The sequence below is a fragment of the uncultured Paraglaciecola sp. genome, from assembly GCF_913020055.1.
Taxonomy (GTDB): domain Bacteria; phylum Pseudomonadota; class Gammaproteobacteria; order Enterobacterales; family Alteromonadaceae; genus Paraglaciecola.
In genome coordinates this window covers 16498-38481 of record NZ_CAJWCF010000015.1, presented here as the reverse complement: position 1 = coordinate 38481, position 21984 = coordinate 16498, and the positions used below count along the sequence as shown (strand labels likewise).

At 39.5% G+C, this 21984-nt stretch carries 21 protein-coding genes; 10 read left to right on the top strand and 11 right to left on the bottom strand.

What is annotated here, in order from left to right; translation table 11 throughout:
• Position 1: 1 nt before the first annotated feature.
• The 4 genes from acsA to QZ488_RS05070 form a co-directional block, all read right to left on the bottom strand.
• Positions 2-1786 carry an acetate--CoA ligase gene (gene acsA, locus QZ488_RS05085; RefSeq protein ID WP_293746722.1) on the bottom strand — a complete coding sequence of 595 codons (1785 nt, stop codon included), beginning with the start codon at positions 1784-1786 and terminating at the stop codon, positions 2-4.
• 123 nt (positions 1787-1909) lie between these two features.
• Positions 1910-4528: a calcium-translocating P-type ATPase, PMCA-type gene (locus tag QZ488_RS05080; protein WP_293746721.1), complete on the bottom strand. Its 2619-nt coding sequence runs from the start codon at positions 4526-4528 to the stop codon at positions 1910-1912.
• A gap of 1 nt (position 4529) precedes the next feature.
• Positions 4530-5102 carry a VIT1/CCC1 transporter family protein gene (locus QZ488_RS05075; protein WP_293746720.1) on the bottom strand — a complete coding sequence of 191 codons (573 nt, stop codon included), beginning with the start codon at positions 5100-5102 and terminating at the stop codon, positions 4530-4532.
• 12 nt (positions 5103-5114) lie between these two features.
• Positions 5115-5378, bottom strand: coding sequence for a DUF211 domain-containing protein (locus tag QZ488_RS05070; RefSeq protein ID WP_293746719.1), 264 nt, complete (start codon positions 5376-5378; stop codon positions 5115-5117).
• A 176-nt stretch (positions 5379-5554) separates the two neighbouring features.
• On the opposite strand from QZ488_RS05070, the gene QZ488_RS05065 reads away from it, so the two are divergent.
• Positions 5555-6481 (top strand): LOG family protein, encoded by a 927-nt coding sequence (locus tag QZ488_RS05065; RefSeq protein WP_293746718.1) that lies wholly within the window; start codon positions 5555-5557, stop codon positions 6479-6481.
• Between the two features lie 32 nt (positions 6482-6513).
• On the opposite strand, the gene QZ488_RS05060 is transcribed toward QZ488_RS05065, so the two are convergent.
• The 4 genes from QZ488_RS05060 to QZ488_RS05045 are packed head-to-tail and all read right to left on the bottom strand — an operon-like array spanning position 6514 to position 11562.
• Positions 6514-6870 carry a rhodanese-like domain-containing protein gene (locus tag QZ488_RS05060; RefSeq protein WP_293746717.1) on the bottom strand — a complete coding sequence of 119 codons (357 nt, stop codon included), beginning with the start codon at positions 6868-6870 and terminating at the stop codon, positions 6514-6516.
• Positions 6871-6898: 28 nt separating this feature from the next.
• Positions 6899-7948: an efflux RND transporter periplasmic adaptor subunit gene (locus QZ488_RS05055; RefSeq protein WP_293746716.1), complete on the bottom strand. Its 1050-nt coding sequence runs from the start codon at positions 7946-7948 to the stop codon at positions 6899-6901.
• Positions 7945-11253: an efflux RND transporter permease subunit gene (locus tag QZ488_RS05050; RefSeq protein WP_293746715.1), complete on the bottom strand. Its 3309-nt coding sequence runs from the start codon at positions 11251-11253 to the stop codon at positions 7945-7947. The genes QZ488_RS05055 and QZ488_RS05050 overlap by 4 nt, the downstream gene beginning before the upstream one ends.
• 9 nt (positions 11254-11262) lie before the next feature.
• Positions 11263-11562 carry a metalloregulator ArsR/SmtB family transcription factor gene (locus tag QZ488_RS05045; protein WP_293746714.1) on the bottom strand — a complete coding sequence of 100 codons (300 nt, stop codon included), beginning with the start codon at positions 11560-11562 and terminating at the stop codon, positions 11263-11265.
• 97 nt (positions 11563-11659) lie between these two features.
• On the opposite strand from QZ488_RS05045, the gene QZ488_RS05040 reads away from it, so the two are divergent.
• Positions 11660-11848 carry a DUF2892 domain-containing protein gene (locus tag QZ488_RS05040; protein ID WP_293746713.1) on the top strand — a complete coding sequence of 63 codons (189 nt, stop codon included), beginning with the start codon at positions 11660-11662 and terminating at the stop codon, positions 11846-11848.
• 57 nt (positions 11849-11905) lie between these two features.
• Here QZ488_RS05040 and QZ488_RS05035 read toward each other — a convergent pair whose 3' ends face one another.
• Both QZ488_RS05035 and QZ488_RS05030 read right to left on the bottom strand, forming a co-directional pair.
• Positions 11906-12328 carry a universal stress protein gene (locus tag QZ488_RS05035; RefSeq protein ID WP_293746712.1) on the bottom strand — a complete coding sequence of 141 codons (423 nt, stop codon included), beginning with the start codon at positions 12326-12328 and terminating at the stop codon, positions 11906-11908.
• A 77-nt stretch (positions 12329-12405) separates the two neighbouring features.
• Positions 12406-13170 (bottom strand): helix-turn-helix domain-containing protein, encoded by a 765-nt coding sequence (locus tag QZ488_RS05030; protein ID WP_293746711.1) that lies wholly within the window; start codon positions 13168-13170, stop codon positions 12406-12408.
• A 187-nt stretch (positions 13171-13357) separates the two neighbouring features.
• On the opposite strand from QZ488_RS05030, the gene QZ488_RS05025 reads away from it, so the two are divergent.
• The 6 genes from QZ488_RS05025 to QZ488_RS05000 all read left to right on the top strand — a co-directional run bounded on the left by QZ488_RS05025 (position 13358) and on the right by QZ488_RS05000 (position 18942).
• The gene (locus QZ488_RS05025; protein WP_293746710.1) at positions 13358-14551 is read left to right on the top strand and encodes a PAS domain S-box protein; all 1194 of its coding nucleotides are present in this window, start codon (positions 13358-13360) and stop codon (positions 14549-14551) included.
• 1 nt (position 14552) lies between these two features.
• A complete protein-coding gene (locus QZ488_RS05020; RefSeq protein ID WP_293746709.1) occupies positions 14553-15203 on the top strand; it encodes a response regulator in 651 nt (216 codons plus the stop codon).
• A 115-nt stretch (positions 15204-15318) separates the two neighbouring features.
• Positions 15319-15720: a response regulator gene (locus QZ488_RS05015; RefSeq protein WP_293746708.1), complete on the top strand. Its 402-nt coding sequence runs from the start codon at positions 15319-15321 to the stop codon at positions 15718-15720.
• Positions 15721-15896: 176 nt separating this feature from the next.
• The gene (locus tag QZ488_RS05010; RefSeq protein WP_293746707.1) at positions 15897-16457 is read left to right on the top strand and encodes a DUF4136 domain-containing protein; all 561 of its coding nucleotides are present in this window, start codon (positions 15897-15899) and stop codon (positions 16455-16457) included.
• An 84-nt stretch (positions 16458-16541) separates the two neighbouring features.
• Complete coding sequence (locus tag QZ488_RS05005; RefSeq protein ID WP_293746706.1) at positions 16542-17534, top strand: 2-hydroxyacid dehydrogenase; 993 nt, start codon at positions 16542-16544, stop codon at positions 17532-17534.
• Positions 17535-18342: 808 nt separating this feature from the next.
• On the top strand, positions 18343-18942 hold the full coding sequence (locus QZ488_RS05000) for a PEP-CTERM sorting domain-containing protein (RefSeq protein WP_293746705.1): 600 nt from the start codon (positions 18343-18345) through the stop codon (positions 18940-18942).
• Between the two features lie 405 nt (positions 18943-19347).
• Here QZ488_RS05000 and QZ488_RS04995 read toward each other — a convergent pair whose 3' ends face one another.
• Entirely contained in the window at positions 19348-20448 is a 1101-nt protein-coding gene (locus QZ488_RS04995; protein WP_293746704.1) for a glycerol dehydrogenase, read from the bottom strand.
• Positions 20449-20643: 195 nt separating this feature from the next.
• Here QZ488_RS04995 and QZ488_RS04990 point away from each other — a divergent pair, with 195 nt between their 5' ends.
• Positions 20644-21609, top strand: coding sequence for a DnaJ C-terminal domain-containing protein (locus QZ488_RS04990; protein WP_293746703.1), 966 nt, complete (start codon positions 20644-20646; stop codon positions 21607-21609).
• A gap of 2 nt (positions 21610-21611) precedes the next feature.
• Positions 21612-21911, top strand: coding sequence for a chaperone modulator CbpM (locus QZ488_RS04985; RefSeq protein ID WP_293746702.1), 300 nt, complete (start codon positions 21612-21614; stop codon positions 21909-21911).
• Positions 21912-21984: the final 73 nt, after the last annotated feature.

Sequence of the window (21984 nt, the reverse complement as noted above, 5' to 3'; positions counted from 1 at the left end):
GCTAAGTTTCATTGTTAGAATTAACAATCTCGTTTTCGTCACTTTCTAAAGTAGAAATATCACCTTCAGGTAAACCAAGTTCACGAGCCTTCAACAATCTGCGCATGATTTTTCCACTTCTCGTTTTGGGTAGGTTTTTTTTGATACAAATTTCTCTTGGAGCTAACGTTGCCCCTAATTTCTTGCGGGCGTGAGCCATGACACTTTTAAGCAAAGCATCATTCGGATCGAAACCAGGTTTTATAGATATAAACGCTTTAACAATTTCTCCAGCTACTGAGTCTGGTATGCCAATCACTGCAGCTTCGACTACCGCGGGGTGCTCAACTAATGCGCTTTCTACCTCAAACGGACCAATTAAATGACCGGCCGATTTGATTAAGTCTGAATTGCGTCCAATAAACCAAAAATACCCGTCATCATCTTGATACGCCAAATCTCCACTTAGATACCAATCATCCTTAAAACAACTCTGATAACGTTTAGTTTGAAACAGGTAATCTCGGAACATTGAAGGCCAGCCCTGCTTAAATGCTAGCTCACCAGACTCTCCAGGTGTTGTTACCTCTACTATGTTGCCTAGCTTATCTGTTTTTAAAATACCCGCTTTGATCCCGGGTAATGGTCTACCCATAGAACCCGGTTTTACATTTTCGCCAATGAAGTTGGCTAGCATGATCCCTCCAGTTTCAGTCTGCCACCAGTTATCATGAAAGGGTTTGCCAAGGTACTTCTGGCTCCAAACTACAGCTTCTGGATTAAGTGGCTCTCCTACACTGGCCAATAATCGCAACGCTGATAAATCATATTGCTGGCTCATTTCATTACCCGACTTCATTAACATCCGGATTGCTGTAGGAGCGGTATACCAAATATTGACTTTTTCTTGTTGTAAAATGCTGTACCAACGAACAGGGTCAAATTCAGCATTATCTATAACAAGGGTGGCTCGGTTACAAAGTGGTGAAATAACCCCGTACGAAATACCCGTCACCCATCCTGGGTCGGCGGTGCACCAATAGATATCTTGAGGATGAATATCCAACGCACAAAAACCTGAATACTTATGATAAATAACCGCTTCATGCACATGCACTACGCCTTTAGGCTCACCAGTTGTGCCACTGGTGAAATGTAACAGTGCAGTATCTAAAGCAGTGGTTTTGTTTATTTGGTAGTTGTCACTTTGTTGACTTAATACTTGGTCTAAGTCTATACAGCCCGGAGGGCATTGACCTTTGCAGTCATAAAGTAATACCTGTCTTAATGATTTACATTCATGGTGCCAAGGCGCTATTTTCTTTTGATAAAGCCGTGCACTTGTGAGTAATACTCTAGCTCCGCCAATTTCCATTCTAGATTTTATCGGCTCCGGTCCAAAAGCGGAAAACAAAGGACTGAACACCACGCCAGATTTAAAACAACCAATAATAGCGCTATATAGGATTGGACTTCTATCAGTCAAACTGCATAGTAAGTGCCCCTTCTGAACTTGCAGGCTTTTTAATAAATTGGCAAAACGATTGCTGCTTTTTTGTAACTGTTGATAGGAGTAAAGTTGTCTTTGATTGTTTTTGCCAAGAAAAATTAATGCTGTTTGCTCGCCGTACCCCTCTTCAACATGACGGTCAACGGCTTCATAACCAATATTGATTCCGTTTTTATAACCCTTAATTAAACTATTGGCCTGCTCCCAATCAAAATGGCTAACACTATGTTGATACCCAAGCATATTAGGTGGTTTATCTTGGTTGCTTAGCTTTTTTTCAATCGTTACATAGTCCATGCTGATCCCAATTTGCTAACTCGTATAACGAAGGCTAACCAAACAAGGAAAAGCAGCTTTGATCTGTATCAAAATTAGAAACGCAAAGTCGCTTTGTAAAATGAATAAATTATTTTTAAGCGTTTATCTGTTGTTGTACAAAATCCCTTTTCTTATTAGCAGTTTTTCACCTTCTACAGCCCATAAAATAACAGAAGAAACCGCGATACAAATAAATAACTCATTTAGCGGTAAGGGCTGGGTATGCAGAATGTGATTAAAGGCTGGGGTATAAACAACCATTAATTGCAGTAATACAGTCATAGCTATAGCAGAAAACATGGGTTTATTACTGATTAAGCCTATTGTAAAGATAGACTCTGATTCACTGCGTACAGCCAATGAATGAAACAATTGACAAAAAACCAAAACGGTAAAAACTGAGGTTTGCCAATAGTTGACATTTCGTTCAATGGTCCAGGCTAACATTGCAATTGAGATGCCCCCAACCGCTAATCCAACCCATAAAATATGCTGCCACATACCATGGGTGAAAAAGCTCTCTCCTACCGGGCGTGGAGGTCGGCGCATAATATCCCGCTCGGCAGGCTCAGCACTTAAAGCCAATCCAGGCAAACCATCAGTCACAAGGTTTATCCACAATATGTGTATTGGTAACAGAGGGATCGGTAGTCCACAAAATGGGGCTAGAAAAAGGGTCCAGATTTCCCCAGAATTTGAACTCATTGTATATTTTATGAATTTTCTAATGTTATCGAATATTCTGCGCCCCGCTTTAACTGAACGGACTATGGTTGAAAAGTCATCATCTAATAACACCATGTCTGACGCCCCACGCGCAACATCAGTGCCTGTTCGGCCCATTGCAATGCCTATATTTGCGCGCTGTAATGCTGGTGCATCATTTACCCCATCCCCTGTCATTGCTACAAACTGATTGTTTTCTTGCAGCGCTTTAACAATGGTTAATTTTTGTAATGGCGACACCCTAGAAAAAAGTTGTACTGAACTGAGTTCTTTTATTAATTCTTGCTCAGGTATACGTGCGAGTTCCCCACCATCTAACATCTTGGGTTCGCCATTTGCGATATTTAAACGTTTGGCAATTGCTAAGGCTGTTCCTCTATGATCTCCAGTTATAATAACTGGGGTAATGCCGGCAGATATACAATCTGCCATAGCTTGGGGCACTTCGGTTCGAAGTGGATCGGTTAGCGCTACCAAACCTAAAAAGCACAACCTTTGCTCAATAGTGTCTGCATCTATGTGTTCAGGCATTGACTCAAAGTTACGTTTGGCCAGCGCCAATACACGATAACCATCATTTGCTAGCCGTTCCGCTTCAGCTAAAATCTGATTCTTGTCTATATCTATTTGCTCGTTGCCTTGTTGTGTTTTCACACAATTTTCTAGCACTTTTTCTGTTGCGCCTTTGACATAAGCTATGACCTCAGAGAAATTACCATGCAATGTTGTCATTAGCTTTCGTTCACTATCAAATGTGATAGCGGCTTGTCGAGGCATATCTTTTATTATCAGTTCTTTGTCAAAACCACTTTGCTTTGCAAATTCAAATAAAGCCAACTCTGTGGGGTCACCGAAAGGTATGCCATCCTTTTGTATTACATCATTACTTATTGCCAGAGCTTGGCCAAATGTTTGCTCCAGCTGAACACATTCTTTGGACAATTGGCTAGACTGTTGTTGTCCTACTAGTACTTGTTCAACTGACATTATATTTTGGGTTAAAGTGCCAGTCTTGTCGGTACAAATATAAGTCACGGAGCCCAAGGTCTCGACTGCTGGTAAATTACGTACTAAAGCCTGTTGCTTTAGTAACTTGCGAGCCCCCAATGCAAGAGAAATCGTAATTACCGCAGGTAACGCTTCTGGTATTGCCGCAACGGCTAAACTAACTGAGGTCAAAAACATTAGTAGTATTGGTTGGCCCTGAAGTACTCCAACAACAAACAATAGTACACAGATAAATAATATAGCGAAGGCAAGGAAGCGGCCAAACTTAGCTAGTCTTATCTGTAAGGGTGTCTTTGTGTCGTCTTCCTGCTTTAATAGCTTAGCAATTAGGCCTATTTCGGTATTTAGGCCAGTTGCAAATACCACCCCTGATGCTCTTCCACTGGTTATCATGCTAGCTTTAAAAACGCTGTTGGTCCTGTCTCCAATAAATAGATTATTGTCTTTTAATTTTGTTTTCTGTTTGATAACCGCTTGTGATTCTCCAGTAATTGAAGATTCGTTCACTTGTAATTCTTCAACATCAATCAAACGTATATCCGCAGGCACGATATTACCTGCTTCTAGTAATACAATATCACCTACCACCAATTTATCTGCAGACAAGGTCACGGCTTGCCCATCACGCAACACGGTCGCAGATGGAGATGCCATTTTTTGCAATGCCTCTAGGGATCGCTGTGCTCTAAACTCTTGAACAGTGCCAAAAACTGAATTAAGTAACAAAATAATAACTATCGCAACACTATCAATTAATTCGCCAACCAGCCCCGAAACAAAAGCAGCAATTAACAATACAATTATCATAAAATCAGCAAACTGTTTAAAAAACAATTGCCAGATAGATTGCATTTTTTTGGAAGGAATAACGTTAGGACCATTTTTCTGCAGAAGCAGTAGTGCCTGCTCGCTAGATAAGCCTTCAACTGAAGTTTCAAGCTTACTTAAGGCAGTTTTAATATCTAGCTGATAGTAATGCTTCTCCACTCTAATACCCCACAAATACAAAAATCAGCACTGCGGTTAATATCCCTACCAAAAGTGTTCTTAAACCACTTAGCCACCAAGATATACCTGAAACGCGACTCAGAAACACACCAAGTAAAAAGATGATAGTCATAGCAATAAATACAGACATCAAAAGTGGAGATATTGGTAACGTCATACCACTTTTATAAAGCCATAGAGGTAGCAAGATAAACAACGAAATTATAAATGGAGCAAGTCCATTAACTAAGGCAATTATGATAGGAACTGTGCGTGCCGCATGAGCGTGAGTTGTTTGACTTAAATCGGTGATCATAGATTGTTCAAGTTTATTAAGAACGTATTTACGTTCTGCGCTTTCGCTCACATAGGCACTACTAATACCACTCACGCATAAAGCGATTGCAGCTCCTATACAAACATTAATAATATTGTCTATTTCAGTAGGACTGCTGAATAAAAAACCTAATATCAGACCTAACATTGTCAATGCGCCATCAAAGCCATTAACGATAAAGTAACGTCTAATAATGCCTTGAGAATGGGTAAGCTCTACTAAACCTTTTATATTCATGTAACTAGTCAATTAATCTTGCTGGCTAATAGCGTCTACTTCATCAATGCTATGTAACGACGCTCCCATATCGATAATCGCTGCTTGTACTAGTTCAAAGTCGATACACGGGGCATTCACTTCAAGTTGCACCGTTTCAGTATTTTCATCCACTTCAATCACAGCTAAATGAACTTCATATTGCTTTCCTAAATCTGCCAAAACCATAGCAAATTCAGTAGCGTTAGGTTGATGTGGCTTGAGAACATCCAGAATAATCCTACGAATTATTGCCATATTAAGGCTCTGTAGTTATAAATTTATACAAAGTGTATAAGCTTTATAATTACAAGATCTTGATACAGATCGTATATTTGTCTTTATAAGCATGGATTTAGCACTTAGCAAAGCGCTATGATAAGGCCATTAGCATTTTACATAAAACACTCCATATGCCGAAAAAAAAGCGCCTATTGTCAATTCCCAAACCCGCACACCCACTCAAACGCAAAGAGGCATTGCCTTGGCAAAAGCCTAAACCTCTTAGCGAAGATCCAACCATTGCAAACAAGCTCGAAGCGATATTGGACAGTAGCTGTCACGTTCCAGCGATCGAGGATATTGATTTTTTAAAAGGCCCAAACGCAAGAGGCATCAGGTTGCAGTTGGATTACCTGAAACCACAAGTGATATTCAATAAACATGGGATTGAGCACACTATTGTGGTATTTGGCAGTACTCGAATAGTCGAGCCAATTTCAGCACAAAATAAAATAGATAGTTTAAGTAAAAAGCTTGAACAAAAACCGCAGGATAAAAGGTTATTAAAAAAATTGGCCATTGCCAAACGTATTCTGATTAAAAGTCAATATTATCAAGTTGCGCGTGAGTTTGCAGGCATAGTTGGTATATCAGGTAATGGTCCAGAAGACTCTCGTTTGGTGGTGATGACAGGTGGTGGTCCAGGCATTATGGAAGCGGCTAATCGAGGTGCTGCAGAAGTACAAGCTGAAACCATCGGACTGAATATAACCCTGCCAAACGAACAATTCCCAAATCCATATGTAACACCAGAACTTTGTGTGCAATTTCACTATTTTGCCCTACGTAAATTACATTTTGTGCTTAGGGCTAGAGCCTTAGTGGCCTTTCCTGGGGGATATGGCACCTTAGACGAAGTGTTTGAGACCTTAACATTAATTCAAACCCGTAAAATTGCGCCCATGCCGGTAGTGTTGGTCGGTCAATCTTTTTGGGAAAAAGCGATGAATATTGATTTTCTAATTGATGAAGGAGTTATCGATGCTGAAGATCGAGACCTGTTCTGGTATGCGGAAACAGCCGAGGATATATGGCTAAGCATCAATAAGTGGTATGCCGATAAGGGCGAAATTTTGTAACGCCTAACAGCATACCAAGTGATGTTTAATCGTTAATCACAATACTGATGCATCTTGTGTATTTCGTCCATTTTACAGCTGATAACGCTAACATTTGTAAAGCCAATTCTAGCTAATTGTTCAGCCGATAAAACAGCACGCAGCGAAGATGCACAATGCAAATATATCGGGCGTTCGGGGTCTTTTTCGATTTCTAACATTTTCATTTCCAATACTCCCCTAGGTATATTGATAGCGCCTACAGCTGGTGATGCGCTATGTTCGGCAGGCTCTCGCACGTCTATCAGTAAACCCTTGTTTTTATCTATGTCTTGCGCTGCTTTTTTAGCAGTAATAAGTTGTACATTTTGGGTTGCTTGCTGTGACAGCAGCTGAAGTGTTTTTAGCATAATAAATTCCTTAAAGTTGAATTCTGATTTAATTGTTGCTTAAAGCCAAAGTGTCACCAGCGTTAAGACCTGAAACAATTTCCACTTGGTTTAGTTGTGCTTTGCCTAATCGCACAAAACGTCGGCTTAAATGTCCGTCTTTTAATAGCCAAACCATATCCAGTTGGCCGTAACTTTTTACATAATCCTCAGGGACAGACAATAATTCCTTAGTCCCATCTTCTATTAACATTCTGGCAAACATACCTGGTTTTAAATGTGGATTAAATTCGATACCTGCTTTGACTAAAAAGGAACGAGCATTAGGGTCAGCGGCAGGTACAATCTCTACTATTGTGGCATCAATATTTTTACCTATTGAATCAATTTGAACCGTTATTTTACGACCAATTTCTAGGTGAGTAGCCAATGATTCACGTACGTCCGCTTCAATTTGTAGGGTCAGTGGATCATACAAAGACAAAAGTAGTTGCCCAGGTGATGCCATGTTACCTGGCTCTGCGGCTCTCTCTACTACCACCCCTGAAAAAGGAGAAGTGATAGTGCTATATTCAAGAGCAGTTTGTGCCGCTTGATTCCGCTGCTTAGCCGCCATAACCTCCGACCCAAAGCGCCGAAAAGTAGCAATAGCATTATCAAGCACACTTTGTGAAACCAAACCTTTCTGTTTAAGTGTTTGTGTTCTTTCAAGAGTTTCTTGAGCTTCTGTTAGCGAAGCTTGAGAGGCTTCTTCCAAAGCCATGGCTTGCGCCAATTGCGCTTTTAGTCCAGCACTTTCCAGGGTAACCAGCAACTGACCTTTTGCTACAACATCCCCAGCTCTCATATGTATTTGTTCAATCCGCGCTAAAATTTGACTCGATACCAATGTGGCTTCTCTGGCCTTAATACCAGCAGGGATGGTTTCTACTTTTGGTTTAGTACTGAGGTTAACCGTAAAACTAGATAATACCTTGTCCTCTGGGCGCTCTAATAAGCCTGGAGCAACTTGACTAGTAAACATGCCTGCCATCCAAGCAACAACAATTAATAACCCAGCGACAGCCAATAGTGGGATTGCCCATTTCTTAATACTCATAACGTTTGTTCCTCTAACTGTTCTTGCGGGGTATCTTCAAACACTAGGTAATACACAATAGGTACTACAAATAATGAAAAAAGCGTTGAAGCGATGATGCCAAAGATAATTGCCAATGCTAGACCACTAAAAACCGGATCTAAGGTAATCACTAAATTACCTAACATAGTAGTACCTGCCGTGAGTAAAACGGGTCGCATACGTACCTCTCCAGCGGCTAATAATGCTTGCTTGATATTCATGCCTTTGGCTCTGGCTAGAGTGATGAACTCGACTAAAATTAGTGAGTTTCTGACTACTATGCCAGCCAAAGCAATCATGCCTATCATAGCGGTTGCGGTGAATAATATGGGGTCAGGCGCACCGGCTACGGTTCGTTCGCCAAATTGATTCAGCAGCCAAAATCCTGGCATAATGCCAATGATAGTTAGTGGTATGGCTGACATAATTATTAATGCCAATGCTGAACTAGATGTTTGTATTTTCAAAAGAAAAAATATGGCGACTAATGCGAACGCAAAAGCAATGCCCATATCCCTGAACACATCTATGGTTATTTTCCACTCCCCTTCACCTGAAAATGAATAAAACGTGCCCTGGGGTAACGCCCATGGTTCACCGCCACCAGATTGTAAATAAGTCCGATTTTCCCAATCATTAGTACCATTCGATTGATCACTTTCTGGTGTGATAAGGTCAGCGTTAAGATCTGCAATCACTTCTGCTGGTGTGCGTCCAGATAACTCTGCTGTGACGTAAATCACTGGCAGCAAATCCTTGTGTAATATAGGTTGCGAAACGGCGGTTTGTTGCCACTCCCCCAATTCGGCAAGGCTTACCAGTGATTGTGGCGATGACTCTAACCCAAGACCATTATCTTGTTGGGCAATACCGTTTTGTCCTAACACCTGTAAAGATAAGATATCGGTCAGTGCTTGTCTGTTTTTAAAAGCCAGTTTTACTTCAATTGGTACTGGCGATGCATCGCTTTCGACCTGATAGGTGCCTGCTCTCTTAGAATCTATAGCTACCGCCAGTGCATTATTTATATCAACAGTTGATATACCTGACAGCGCGGCTTTTTGTTTATCAGTAATAAAACGCCAGATTAGTTGCTCGCTGGTGATACTTGAATCAATTTCAACAACATGGGCTTCAGTTTTAAGACGAGTCATTAGACCAAGTACAGCAGCTTGATGTATTTCAGGACTAACAAAAGGGTCTGCATAAATCTCAGCGACAAAGGTACTCAATACGGGTGGCCCGGGTGGAACTTCGATCACTTTTAATGACAAATTTTCTTGTTGCAAGGGGTCAAGCAATTTTCTAAGACGCAAAACAATACTGTGGGATTGATGCTCCCTTTCTGTTTTATCCAATAAAGTCACTCTTAGCTCAGCTAAATTTGGAGCTTGACGTAGATAATGCTGGCGAACCATCCCATTAAAATCTATGGGTGATGGCTGGCCTATATAACTGGCAATAGCCTTAATTTCTGGCAATAATTTAATCTTTTGTATCACCTCCTCAATTTTTGCTGCTGTTTGTTCGAGTGACGAACCTTCTGGCATATCAACTAATACTTGTATCTCATTTTTGTTATCAAACGGCAGTAGTTTAAGTGGCACACTTCTCATTAACGGTAGTGCACAAGATACAATGAACAAAACTAACACTATCCAAAGGCCCAATTTGCTAGTGCGTTTTTTAGCTATTAGTGGATTCAACAAACGAGAATATAGGCCGTTAGTTTTTTCGGCTACTGGTGTGGTCGATGGTTTTAAAAGTTTAGCCGCTAACCAAGGCGTAATAGCAAAGGCTACAAAGGTTGAAATAACTACACTTACAGGCACATTAAACGCCATAGGTGCCATATAGGGACCCATCATGCCAGTGATAAATGCCAAAGGCACAAAAGCCAATATAATGGTAATAGTCGACATAATTAGCGCCGGACGTATTTCTGACATGGCATTAATAATATTATTTTTCTTGCTGTCGTTTTTATTACCCAAAAAACGGGTGATATTATCAATTCCTGTGATTGGATCATCTACCAATAATCCAAGTGAAAGAATTAACGCAAACAGCGTGACCCTGTTAATGGTGTAGCCAAAAGCCAAGTCCAACATTAAGGTTAGTCCATAACAAATAGGCACTGCCAAGGCCACTACAATAGCTTGACGCCACCCTAAAAACACCCCAATAAACACGACCACGGTAAAGACTGCAAAAGCCAAACTAGAGGTTAGATTATTAACTTTTTCATTCGCGGTTTGACCGTAATTTCTAAGGTATTCGTAGTGAACCTCAGCAGGTAATAATTGTGTTTGAAGCTCTTCCATCTTCTGCATAACATCATCTGCAACTGTTACGGCATTACTCCCCTTTTGTTTGGCAACGCTAATCGTAACCATGGGGTATTTGTCTTGAAGTGGACTATTTGCTGCACTTGCAAACTCTAACCACTGATAACTTTGTGGTTCAGATGGGCCATCTATAATTTCAGCAATGTCTTTAAGCATTACCATTTTTCCATTGATGACGTTGACCACAACATTATTTAAGGCTTGTAGATCACGGATGACATCTCCAGACTCAATCACTATGGTCTTTTGCCCCATTGATAATTCAGCATGTCTGGAAAGTTGGTTGGATAACACCAACGCATTTACAACGTTAGTGAGGCTGGTTTGGCGAGCGGCTAATGCTTGTAAGTCTAATAAGACCTGTATCGATCTAGAGCGGCCACCAACCACATTAACTTCGCTAGTATTAGGTAAACTTTGAATAACAGTTGACACTTCTTGTGCCATTCGACGCAGTTCATAATCAGAATACAGATCAGGTGACGTGCTATATAACCCAACCATCAATATCGCTACGTCGTCTACTTCAATGGGTTTAACAATCCAATTAGCAGCTACTTCAGGGATCTTATCTTGATTGGAGTGAAGTTTATTGTAGGTATTGAGTAACGCCCGCTCTCTGTCTTCGCCTACCTCAAATCGCAGAGTGACGCTAAGTCCTCCATCATGGGATGCAGAGTATATATGCTCAATACCCGGTACTTGCTTAATGAGCTTTTCCAGAGGAACAGTGACTTGTCGTTCAACCTGACGAGCAGATAAATTAGGTACATCCACCCACACATCAATCATAGGCACGACTATTTGTGGCTCTTCCTCACGTGGTGTATATGTCAATGCAATCGCGCCTAAGAGCAAAGCAATAACAAAAACAAATTGCGGAAACCCTCCTTTTAAAGAGTAGGCGACGAGTCTATCTATTGGATGTTGTTTCATATTGTTCAACTATTCATTACCACAAAAGAATTCATACATTTTCTCTACTATTTGTTTGACTCTGACGTCTGTCACCGAGTAATAAATGGTTTGTGCTTGGCGCCTAGTAGATACCAAACCAGCTTTTCTCAAAGACGCTAAATGCTGTGACAATGCAGATTGAGTAAGAGGTACAGATTGATTTAACTCGGTGACCGAACATTCTTTGTCAACTAAGCTACATAAAATCATTAGCCTGTTTTTATTGGCTAACATCTTTAAAAATGATTCTGCCTCAGAAGCATTGTCTTTTATTTGATCTAGATCCAATTTTAGTAGCTCCGATATAATTTACACTTGCTATATTATAATCATTATATTAGATTTGTCTAATATTAGAATTATCTAATGTTAAGTGAGGTATAAAATGAACGTTAATCAAGCTTTAAGGTTGGTAGCTGGGGTGATGATCTTGGTCTCGTTAGGCTTGACATATTATGTACATCCTAACTGGGTGTTTTTTACTGTATTTATTGCGGCAAATTTAATTCAGTCAAGTTTTACAAAATGGTGTCCAATGATGACGATACTTAGAAAATTAGGGTTACAAGATTAACCTATATACAGCATTGAATAGGGGCATAACCTAGCCATGCCCCCTATTCGATTGATTTTAGACTCTAACTGCTAACACATCTTGCTTTGCACCATGCAAAACAGAATTAGCTGTGGATCCTAACAATAGTTTAAGACCACTTCGGCCATGCGTGCCGATAACAATAAGATCAGCATTAATATCATTAGCTAATGTATGAATTTCTTCAGCTGCATTGCCAACAGGAATATGTACTTGATCGCTAGGTATATCATTTTTGCTGGCTATGTCTTCTAAGCGAGTTTTTGCTTGTTTCTGTATTTCTGCAACATAATCTCCCCCTACTTCGCTGATATAGGGTTGAAAATAAGTAGTCGGTAAAGTTACAAAAACAACACTTAGCTGACTGGCATTATTGGCAATACTTAACGCCCTTTTGAGCACATGGTCATATTCAGAATAGACATCAATTGCCGCTACTATACGTTCATACTGTTTCATATTTTGGATCCCAATAAGTTATAAATGTTACTAATTATTTTGTCGTAATCTTTATGCTAGAAGGGTTTGCTAGCAGATTAATTCATTGCTTGATTTATTTTTTTTAGGTTCGAGCTTTTTTCTACTGTTTGTGAGCATATTTCAATGGTTACGCAGTTGTTTAATGCAGTGAAGTCCAAAATAGACAAATGGCGCAATTTTACAGAAATAATATTTCTCTGTTGAAAGCTAGCAAACACACGGCTAACAGTTTCTATTGCCATACCTAAATAATTGGCAATGTCGGTACGAGTCATGCTCAACATAAATTCACTTCCGGAGAGGTTTCTTTCAGAAAAAACTGTGGATAAATCCAGTAAAAACCTTGCTACTTTTTGTTCACTTGAACAACTGCTTAAACACATCATCATAGCGCTGTCGCTGGCTAAGGTACGGGACATTGATTGTAATAAAGTCTTACGAAAATCTGCGCTTGTTTGCATCAAATTACTAACCTGAGATTCTTTGATTAAACAGACACTACTGGTTTCAAGAAATCGTATGGTTTGGGTATGCATATAACCATCAAATCCATCTATTCCTAACATATCTCCTGGATAATAAAATTTTGTAATGTGCTCTTCACCATCTCTAGAAGTAATAAATGATTTCGCCGATCCTGACCGCAAAACGTAAATACCTTCGAAATGGTCGCCTACAGAAAATAAACTATCTCTACGATGAAAAACGCGATGTGAATCACGCTGCTTTGATATATTTGAAGAGTTTAGACTACTCATACAGGAGTCTAATAATACTGTAGCGTTGTAATAGTCATTTTGCGGTTGAGAGATAGTTTTCATGTTAATTACACCTCTTTAGGGTTTGTTTACCATAAGGATTATCAACTGACATAAAACTAAATTGTCGAGCTGCCACTGTTACTTTCGAGTTAAATAATATATCGTTAGCAACTGGTTTCGCTATCCGAACTATCGCGTAAATTGTTTCGGAAAATACCTATGCTTTGTGCAAAATAGGAAGTGCTTAATGGAAGAGCTTGATATGCCAATAGTAAACAAAACGTTGAACGAAAGTACTCACCAGCAAACTCCCATAAAAGATGCTAATGCCAAGTTGAATGCTCTACTTGATGCTGCAGTTGACGCTTTAATTGTGATCAATGGGAAAGGCAATATTGAGCTGTTTAACTCAGCAGCTCAAAAGATGTTTTTATACACAACGCAAGAAGTGCTGGGTAAAAACATTAAAATGTTAATGCCTGCACCTTATAGAGAAGAGCATGATGGATATCTATCTTCTTACTTGGCTACTGGCGAAACAAAAATCATTGGTAAAGGTAGGAATGTTAAAGGCAAAAAATCCAATGGCGAAGAATTCCCCATATTCCTGAGTGTTGGCGAAGTGAAAGAGTCTAGCCATAAACAGTTTGTTGGTATTATTCGAGATATTTCTGAACAAGAAAAAAATAGGATTGAAGCACAGCAAAGCAGAGAACGATTAACCCATGTATCAAGATTAAGTTCGATGGGAGAATTGGCTGCTGGCATTGCTCACGAAATGAATCAACCTCTTTCAGCTATATCTAGCTATGCCCAAGCGTCTAAACGACTTTTACAATCAACTACCCAAGACAATACACTAAAGGTAGTCACAGCATTGGATAAGATATGTGACCAAGCCATTCGCGCCAGCGATGTAATTGATCGGCTCAGAACATTTGTAAAAAAACGAGTAGCACAACGGGAATCAGTAGATCTGAATAGTCTAATACTTGAGACCGTTAATTTAGCAAAAGTCGATACGCGTATTCTTGACCATGAAGTTATATTAGAATTAAGCCTTGATAAGAAACCAAATTTGTCAGCTGACCCAGTGCAAATTCAACAAGTGTTACTAAACATGATACGTAACGGCATAGATGCCATGGAGCACTTAAAAGGTGCACCACTGCGTATTTATAGCCAGTGGTTGTCAGATGACATAATAGAGGTGTCGGTTATTGATAGTGGACACGGTTTAGATGAGGAGTCCAGCAACAATATATTTAACCCATTTTTTACCACTAAAGAGTCAGGTATGGGGATGGGCTTACCAGTAAGTCAAACTATCATTCATGCGCATGGTGGAAGAATATATTTTGCCCCTAGTCAACCATCGGGCTGTGTATTCTCTTTTAGTTTACCTGCAAATATCATTAACCAATTAGAAATCGAGAAATAGTATGCAAAACAACCAATCAGAAAGTTCACTATCACCGCCTATGGTACATGTAGTGGATGATGATGAAGCCGTTTTAGACGCTGTTGGCATGTTGTTAGATAGTATTGGACAGTTAAACACTTGTTATAAGGATGCCCAAGTTTTTTTAAATGCATACAACGAACCTGATTTCGATAAACACAATGGTTGTATAGTCTTGGATATGCGAATGCCGGTTATTAGCGGAATAGAATGCCAACATAGGCTTGAAGAATTAGGCTGTAGTATGCCGATTATTTTTGTTACTGGTCATGGTGATATTCCCACTGCAGTTGAGGCGATGAAACAAGGTGCGGTCGAGTTTATTCAGAAACCTTACAGAGAGCAGCAATTAATAGACGCCATTCAAAAAGCCCTGCAAATAAATCTTAAAACTCAAAAACAAACTAAAAAAGTCCAACAAACTCATTCTAAATTGGCGTTATTAACCAAAAGAGAAACTCAAATTCTTGAGGCGGTAGTGTCGGGTAAAGCCAACAAGGTTATTGCCATTGAGCTTCATCTCAGCCAAAGAACAGTAGAAATCCATCGAGCACACGTAATGGATAAAATGGAGGTCAAATCACTCGCTGAGCTGGTTAAAATTGTAGTGGATGCCTCACCTGCTGAATAAACACCCTAAATTTACGTATAAATGCTTATTGCTGTATACCTTCCTAAAGACTGATAATTACATTCCATAACTGATCAATTAATAAGTGTTAAATACAGTGTTATCTAGGCCTTTAATGGAATCTCAAATTAATGTAGTTAATAAACGGTTAATCAAACCTATTGTGTACATAGTAGACGGTGATCATGATTTACAACGTTCACTTACTAAACTACTTGAAATAAATGGTGTGGCAGTAGAGGTATTTGAATCGGCCGAAGATTTTCTTAAAACAAAATTAAGAACCAGAGCAGCTTGTCTAATAGTTGAAGTGAATTTACCGCAAATGGACGGTATTGAGTTGCTAGAGCATATTAATAATCTAGGTCTTAGATTACCTACCATTGTTTTGTCATCAGGCAGTGAAGTGGCGGTAGCTGTTCGTGCAATGCAAGCTAAGGCCATTGATTTCATTGAGAAGCCTTTTATAGAAAACACATTGATTAAAAGAGTACTGAATGTCATTGAGCAGGTTTAACAGTTTAGTGATTACAATTTTACAGCCCTAAATTTCTAGGTTCCACCTTCAAAATAGTTTTCACAACTTAAATTACTTTGACTTGCATCAAAACTAGCCTTACCAATAAAGCGCAAAGTACAACTGTATAACAGTATTTATGCGAATCTATAAACAATAGTTTTAGGAGAACGGCTATGGTCAAAAATATTCCAATTACAATTCAAAGCGTATTTCTTTTTCTGTTGACCAGCCTGATGATTGGGTGTCAGTCTGTGCCTATTATTCATAGTATGTTAGATCAATCGGCTCAACTTAATAATTACCAGACCTTTGGTTTTCATCCGCAATTAACACTTAAAGCTGATCAATACGACTCACTTTCCCACCGTTACATTAAGTCAGCGATAAAAACCGAAATGCTAAACAAGGGTTATAAGTATGCCGAAGAGCCTCATCTATTAGTAAACTTTAACGTCTATGTTAAAGACAAAATCAAAATCGATACTGTGCCCTCAGCTGCTTTTTATTATCACTATCGACGTGACTATGGTGTATGGGGCGACTACCCAATTTTTGACGAGCGGATCACTCAATACACCGAAGGCACTTTGAATGTCGATCTAATCGATAACAAAAATAATCTTCTATTGTGGGAAGGCGTTGCTATTGGCAAAGTGAGCGAAAAAACCTACGAAAATCTTGAAGATAGAATTAACCAAGCTGTTTCATTAATTTTTGAAAGGTTGCCAAAGTAATAAAGCCATAGTGTTGTTAAATAAATAACAGCATGACATTCATTCAAGGGCTTTCTACCGTCCATTTCTATTGAGGATTGCAAAATGAAAATCGGTGTTTTCAGCTGTAAACCCTATGACCGGGAATTTTTAAGTGCTCGAAATAATAACTTTGGATTTGAATTAGAGTTCTTGGATTGTAGCCTTAATATTGAAACTGTTGAGCTAGCTAGGCCCTTTGACGCCGTATCTGTTTTTGTTAACGATGTGATTGACGAATCTGTTCTCAAAACACTTAAATCTTTTGATATCCATCATGTGGCATTAAGGTGTGCAGGGTTTAATAATATCGATCTTGAACAAGCGCGTAAATTGGGCATTGGTGTGTCAAGAGTACCTAGTTACTCTGCTGAGTCGGTTGCAGAGCACACTGTGGCGATTATCCTAGCGCTTAATCGCAAACTCATAAAAGCGTCTAGCAGAGTCCTCGATAACAATTTTGAACTAGATGGTTTGTTAGGCTTTAATTTACGCTGTAAAACCGTCGGAATAGTGGGTACCGGAGCCATAGGCAAAAGGTTGGTCGATATACTCACAGGTTTTGGCTGTCGAATACTATGTTGTGACCCTATCCCCTCTGAAGATATTAGTGCCATGGGACATCAATACGTTAGTTTAGACAAATTGATAAAAGAATCAGATGTGATTAGTTTACATTGCCCACTTAATGCAGACTCGCAGCATATGATTGACCATGCAGCTGTGCAAAACATGAAAGTCCAAGTGATGATAATCAATACCTCTCGCGGTGGATTGGTTAACACTCAAGCCATTGTTTCAGGATTAAAAAGTGGCAAAATCGGTTATCTTGGATTAGATGTATATGAAATGGAGTCTGAATTATCCAATACAGACTTAGTTTGCGAAACAATTTCAGATGATACCTATCAAAGGCTAGCCACTTTTCCCAACGTATTAATTACCGTTCATCAAGGCTTTTTTACCGTTGAGTCTTTGCAACAAAGCGCCGCTACCACACTGAAAAATCTACAGTATTACTTTGCCGGTAAAGTATGTGATGAAACGTTTTTATTGTAGAGGGTTTGTGAATGGATCTAGTACTTGCGGTATTTATCGGTATGGAGGCTGACACATAGTGAACAGTTAACTCAGCTAGATTGAGTTGCTGTAATGGAGCCATTGCGTCATTGAACAGAAGTTGTCTGACAGGCTGCTTCGAGCCTAATACCGGACAGTCGAGCGTTAACCCTGACGGAGAACTTTGTGCCAAAAGCCGACATAAGGTTCTAGTCTAGAAAAGGCTTAAATCGACCTAAAGCGGACGTAAGAGAATTCAAACTATCAGACTATATTGAGCGAAAAACAATCATCCGATTAATCATACATAACTGACGGCAATGAGCGATCACCGGACAGTCAGTGACTTTTCACATTTTAACTGACTCTAACGATAGCGGACTGTCGGTTATTATATTGCTTGGTCTATTAGCACACTCGAATTACCCAATTGCTAAGGCATTCATCGCCTATACAACGCAACCACCTGCATAGGCAGTCACATTTTTTGATAATAAGGTGTGATATCTAACTCATACCATTAGTATTTGTTGTGTCGGGTTTATTTACACAATTGATATTTTTAATTTAGTAATGTTTATTAACTTGTTGTTTTTAATATATTAAATTATTACGGCGTGATTTTTGCTGGATTTGATGTAATAGGCAGTAGCCTCTTCCTTTTTATTATTCTTAAGCACCTTCTGTGCTGAGTCATTATTAATCAGAAGTCCTTACCTCAGGAGTAAATTAGTCCTAATTGGGCTTCTTAATTGCTATCAATTACCTCTGAGAATAATTGAAGAGGGAATACAAAAGGAATCTTTTTGTGAAGTATCCAATCTTAAAAACAATTCTCTCAATTTTTATCTTATTAAGCTCACTAAGTTCTCAAGCGGGTCTTATTCAATACCATGGTGTGATGACTGCAGAAACCGGTAACAATAAATTGTCATACGATTTTTGGATAGAAGAAACTGATATAGTTGGTTTATCTAATTTTAACCAGTCCAGTATTGTAGATTTCGTCGTAAGGTACGAAAACTTATTGAATCCTATTTATAATACTACTGTCAGATTAACTGCATCTGATAATTTTTATTTGAGAGCAGAGTCCTTTATTGGTGCAGGAAATGTATTTACCAATGGTGATACATATAGCACCTTGTATGACAGGGTTCCTATCGATTTTAATGAAGCTGGGAACAGTTCTATCGTAAACGGTATTTTAGACTGGAATTTCCAAAGGGATGACAGTATTAGCTTCAGGCATAATAGATATTCTAGAACCCAAGTATACGATGGCACCTTAACCTTAGACCGGTTTTACCTGACGTCTCTTGTTCAAGTACCAGAACCATCAACCCTAGCCATCTTCGCTCTAGGCTTAATGGGCTTAGCATTACGTCGATTTAAGAAACAATCTTAATAAGTAAGTTTCTTTATTAAAATTGATAATAGACGACGTTATGCCTGATTAAACCCATGTAACCCAATGTTGTCGATAATCATTAAGAAGCATTTTCCAGCTTGGTTGATGCTTTTTTTTATTCTCATAAAGATGTGATAATCGATGATGATGGTTTTGTCTGGTTTGTTTTGAAACCCTTAATTATTAGAATGTATTGAGTGCAGCCCAACGACCGCTCGTGGCACATGGTCGACGGATAGAGGAAGTTTATGTTGAAGGGTTTAAGTAGCAAATACAGTAATAAAATGCTTAATGCTAATGACGGCTTTGTCGGAATTCCCGTCCTTAAGATGATTAACTTGTTTGTCTGCTTTTCGCTCAAACCAGCCCCTCCTAACAACTCAAAACCTCATCTCACAAGCATCAGCAGAGATTCGATTTACGACGCCGCCCTTCTGAATCAGCGGCTTTGAGACAATGCATGACGCGTCTTGGCGTTATTTCATAAGGTTCATTATGAATAGTTTCTCCTGTTGCACAGGCTCTAGTGGCAACTTGCATTAATTCCTCGTCAGTAGGCTCATGCATTCCAATATCGGCAAGGCAGATGGGTAAACCTATTGACTGACAAAAATCGAAGACTAACTCGATGGTAGCACTGGGTCTATCCGTTAAAAACATCATGGCTTGTAATCCAATGGCGACCTTTTCACCATGATAATAACTGTGTGTGCTAGGTATGGCGGTTAGACCATTATGAATAGCATGGGCGGCCGCTAAACCTCCGCTCTCAAAACCTAACCCACTCAACAGAGTATTGGCTTCGACTATGTGTTCTAACGCTGGGGTAACTATGTTGTTTTCACAGGCTTGTTTGGCTAATAGTCCGTATTCTAAAAGGGTTTCGTGACACAATTTTGCCAAGGCGTAAGCGCTCATGCAGCCTACTCTTCCGGTCATATTCGCCCCTTGTTTTAGCCGGCAATCTTCGGCTTCAAACCAAGTGGCAAAAGCATCCCCCATACCTGCTACCAAAAATCTAACAGGGGCATGGGTGATAATATTGGTGTCCACTAATACAACATTGGGGTTATGGGGCAACACTTCATAACGTTTAAACGAACCATCATTATTATAGATGACTGCTAAGGCGCTGCAGGGAGCGTCGGTTGAGGCAATAGTTGGCACAATAATAATCGGGCAGTTTTGTTTATTACTCACCGCTTTGGCAGTATCTAAAGTTTTGCCGCCACCTATGCCAATTATCACATTCGCCGAATGATTTTCAAAAAGCTCAACTAGTCTGTCGATTTCGTCGTCGCAACACTCCCCGGAAAAAGGCTCTAGGGTAAACTCAATTTCTTGTCCTAAGGCTTGTTCAATCGTACTTTTACTTTGTTCAAACACAAATTTATCAGCAATAACCAGTGTACTGTTTCCTTGTCTTTTTACTTCATCCGCTAAAATATTAAGTGCTTGGTCGCCTTGCACATAACGCCCTGGAAAAATTGACGTTGATATCATTGATTAAACCTTGAGTTTTATTGTAAGAGCTGTGCACTTTACCCAAATACTTAGAGTTCATTTTGATCTACATCAAAATGAACTATTGTGAAGACTGCAAAATACACTACAACTTCTTCCAAATGTTTAGCTTGAATTTTCTTTTCAGTTGACAGTTGTTTACCAGTCTTACGTATTTAACCTAAGGAACGCTTAATGGAATTTAAAGACTATTACGAAATTTTGGGCGTCAAAGAAGATGCCGACCTTAAGGAAATCAAAAAGGCCTATCGAAAACTAGCGCTTAAGTTTCATCCAGATATGAATGCAGAGGCCGGTGCAGAAGAAAAATTTAAACAAGTAGCCGAAGCCTATGAGGTGTTAAAAGACGACACTAAACGAGCTGAGTATGATGAAATGAAACGTTATGGTTCAAGCGCAGAACAAGGTTTTAAGCCGCCTCCTGGCTGGCAGCCTAACGGACAAGGGCAAACAGGTGATTTTGGATCTTCAGCTGATTTTTCTGATTTTTTTAATTCAGTTTTTGGTGGCGGTGGGCAAGAGGGCTTTAGCCATGCTCGACAACAACAGTCTAGCCAATTTAAAGGCCAAGACTTTGAAATTGAAGTCCCAATATTTCTTGAAGAGTCAGTGTCTGGACTGACAAAAAATCTAGCGTTTCATGTGCCAGTTTTTGATGGTAAGCAAACCAAACAAATTAAAAAGTCACTAAAAGTCAAAATCCCTGCTGGCATTGCTGATGGCGAACGGATTAGGGTAAAAGGTCAAGGTGCCCCCGGCCAAGCTACTGCCAGTGGTAATAACAACTTAAATGGAGACCTATTCCTACATATTCGATTGGTACCTCATCCCATATTTGACGTACAGGGCATTAATTTGCTGTTAACCCTACCCCTTACCCCATGGGAAGCGGCACTTGGAACCAAAGTTGAAGTCCCTACACTTAACGGGAAAATCAATTTGAACATACCTGCGCAAAGTCAATCTGGTAAAAAACTGCGAATAAAAGGTAAAGGGCTTAAAAGTAAATCGGCGCAAGGAGATTTATTGGCGACGATTAAAATAGAAATTCCTCCTTCAAACACTAATGAAAGCAAAAGGTTATGGGAGCAATTAGCCGAAGTAGAACACTTTAACCCGCGCCAAGATTGGAGCAACTGAGTATGACAAATATCACATTACATATGCATTTAGATGAACTATGCCTTAGCGCAGACATAAGCCAAGAGGCAATAATTGAAGTGGTGGAATACGGTATCGTAAAACCTTTAGAGGGCGATACGCTGTCCGAATGGGTATTTGATTTAGAAAGTACTCACTGGATTAAAAAAGCCATTAAACTCAATCAACAATTACAAATTGATTGGGTTGCAATTGCGATGGTGATTGAGCTAATGAAGCAAAAACAGCAGCTAGAAAAACAGAACAAACAATTAGAAGCAAGGCTCAACCGATTACTCTAGGGTGTCTATTCAGCAGAACATTGCATTATACATAGCGGGTGCTTTACGGTATGGCTTATCTCAAATCTGGGTA

Bases quoted from the DNA above. Each gene is read 5' to 3' on its own strand.
- acsA (WP_293746722.1), bottom strand. From the start codon at position 1,786: ATGGACTATGTAACGATTGAAAAAAAGCTAAGCAACCAAGATAAACCA.
- QZ488_RS05075 (WP_293746720.1), bottom strand. From the start codon at position 5,102: ATGAATATAAAAGGTTTAGTAGAGCTTACCCATTCTCAAGGCATTATT.
- QZ488_RS05070 (WP_293746719.1), bottom strand. From the start codon at position 5,378: ATGGCAATAATTCGTAGGATTATTCTGGATGTTCTCAAGCCACATCAA.
- QZ488_RS05060 (WP_293746717.1), bottom strand. From the start codon at position 6,870: ATGCTAAAAACACTTCAGCTGCTGTCACAGCAAGCAACCCAAAATGTA.
- QZ488_RS05055 (WP_293746716.1), bottom strand. From the start codon at position 7,948: ATGAGTATTAAGAAATGGGCAATCCCACTATTGGCTGTCGCTGGGTTA.
- QZ488_RS05050 (WP_293746715.1), bottom strand. From the start codon at position 11,253: ATGAAACAACATCCAATAGATAGACTCGTCGCCTACTCTTTAAAAGGA.
- QZ488_RS05040 (WP_293746713.1), top strand. From the start codon at position 11,660: ATGAACGTTAATCAAGCTTTAAGGTTGGTAGCTGGGGTGATGATCTTG.
- QZ488_RS05035 (WP_293746712.1), bottom strand. From the start codon at position 12,328: ATGAAACAGTATGAACGTATAGTAGCGGCAATTGATGTCTATTCTGAA.
- QZ488_RS05030 (WP_293746711.1), bottom strand. From the start codon at position 13,170: ATGAAAACTATCTCTCAACCGCAAAATGACTATTACAACGCTACAGTA.
- QZ488_RS05025 (WP_293746710.1), top strand. From the start codon at position 13,358: ATGGAAGAGCTTGATATGCCAATAGTAAACAAAACGTTGAACGAAAGT.
- QZ488_RS05020 (WP_293746709.1), top strand. From the start codon at position 14,553: ATGCAAAACAACCAATCAGAAAGTTCACTATCACCGCCTATGGTACAT.
- QZ488_RS05015 (WP_293746708.1), top strand. From the start codon at position 15,319: ATGGAATCTCAAATTAATGTAGTTAATAAACGGTTAATCAAACCTATT.
- QZ488_RS05010 (WP_293746707.1), top strand. From the start codon at position 15,897: ATGGTCAAAAATATTCCAATTACAATTCAAAGCGTATTTCTTTTTCTG.
- QZ488_RS05005 (WP_293746706.1), top strand. From the start codon at position 16,542: ATGAAAATCGGTGTTTTCAGCTGTAAACCCTATGACCGGGAATTTTTA.
- QZ488_RS04995 (WP_293746704.1), bottom strand. From the start codon at position 20,448: ATGATATCAACGTCAATTTTTCCAGGGCGTTATGTGCAAGGCGACCAA.
- QZ488_RS04990 (WP_293746703.1), top strand. From the start codon at position 20,644: ATGGAATTTAAAGACTATTACGAAATTTTGGGCGTCAAAGAAGATGCC.
- QZ488_RS04985 (WP_293746702.1), top strand. From the start codon at position 21,612: ATGACAAATATCACATTACATATGCATTTAGATGAACTATGCCTTAGC.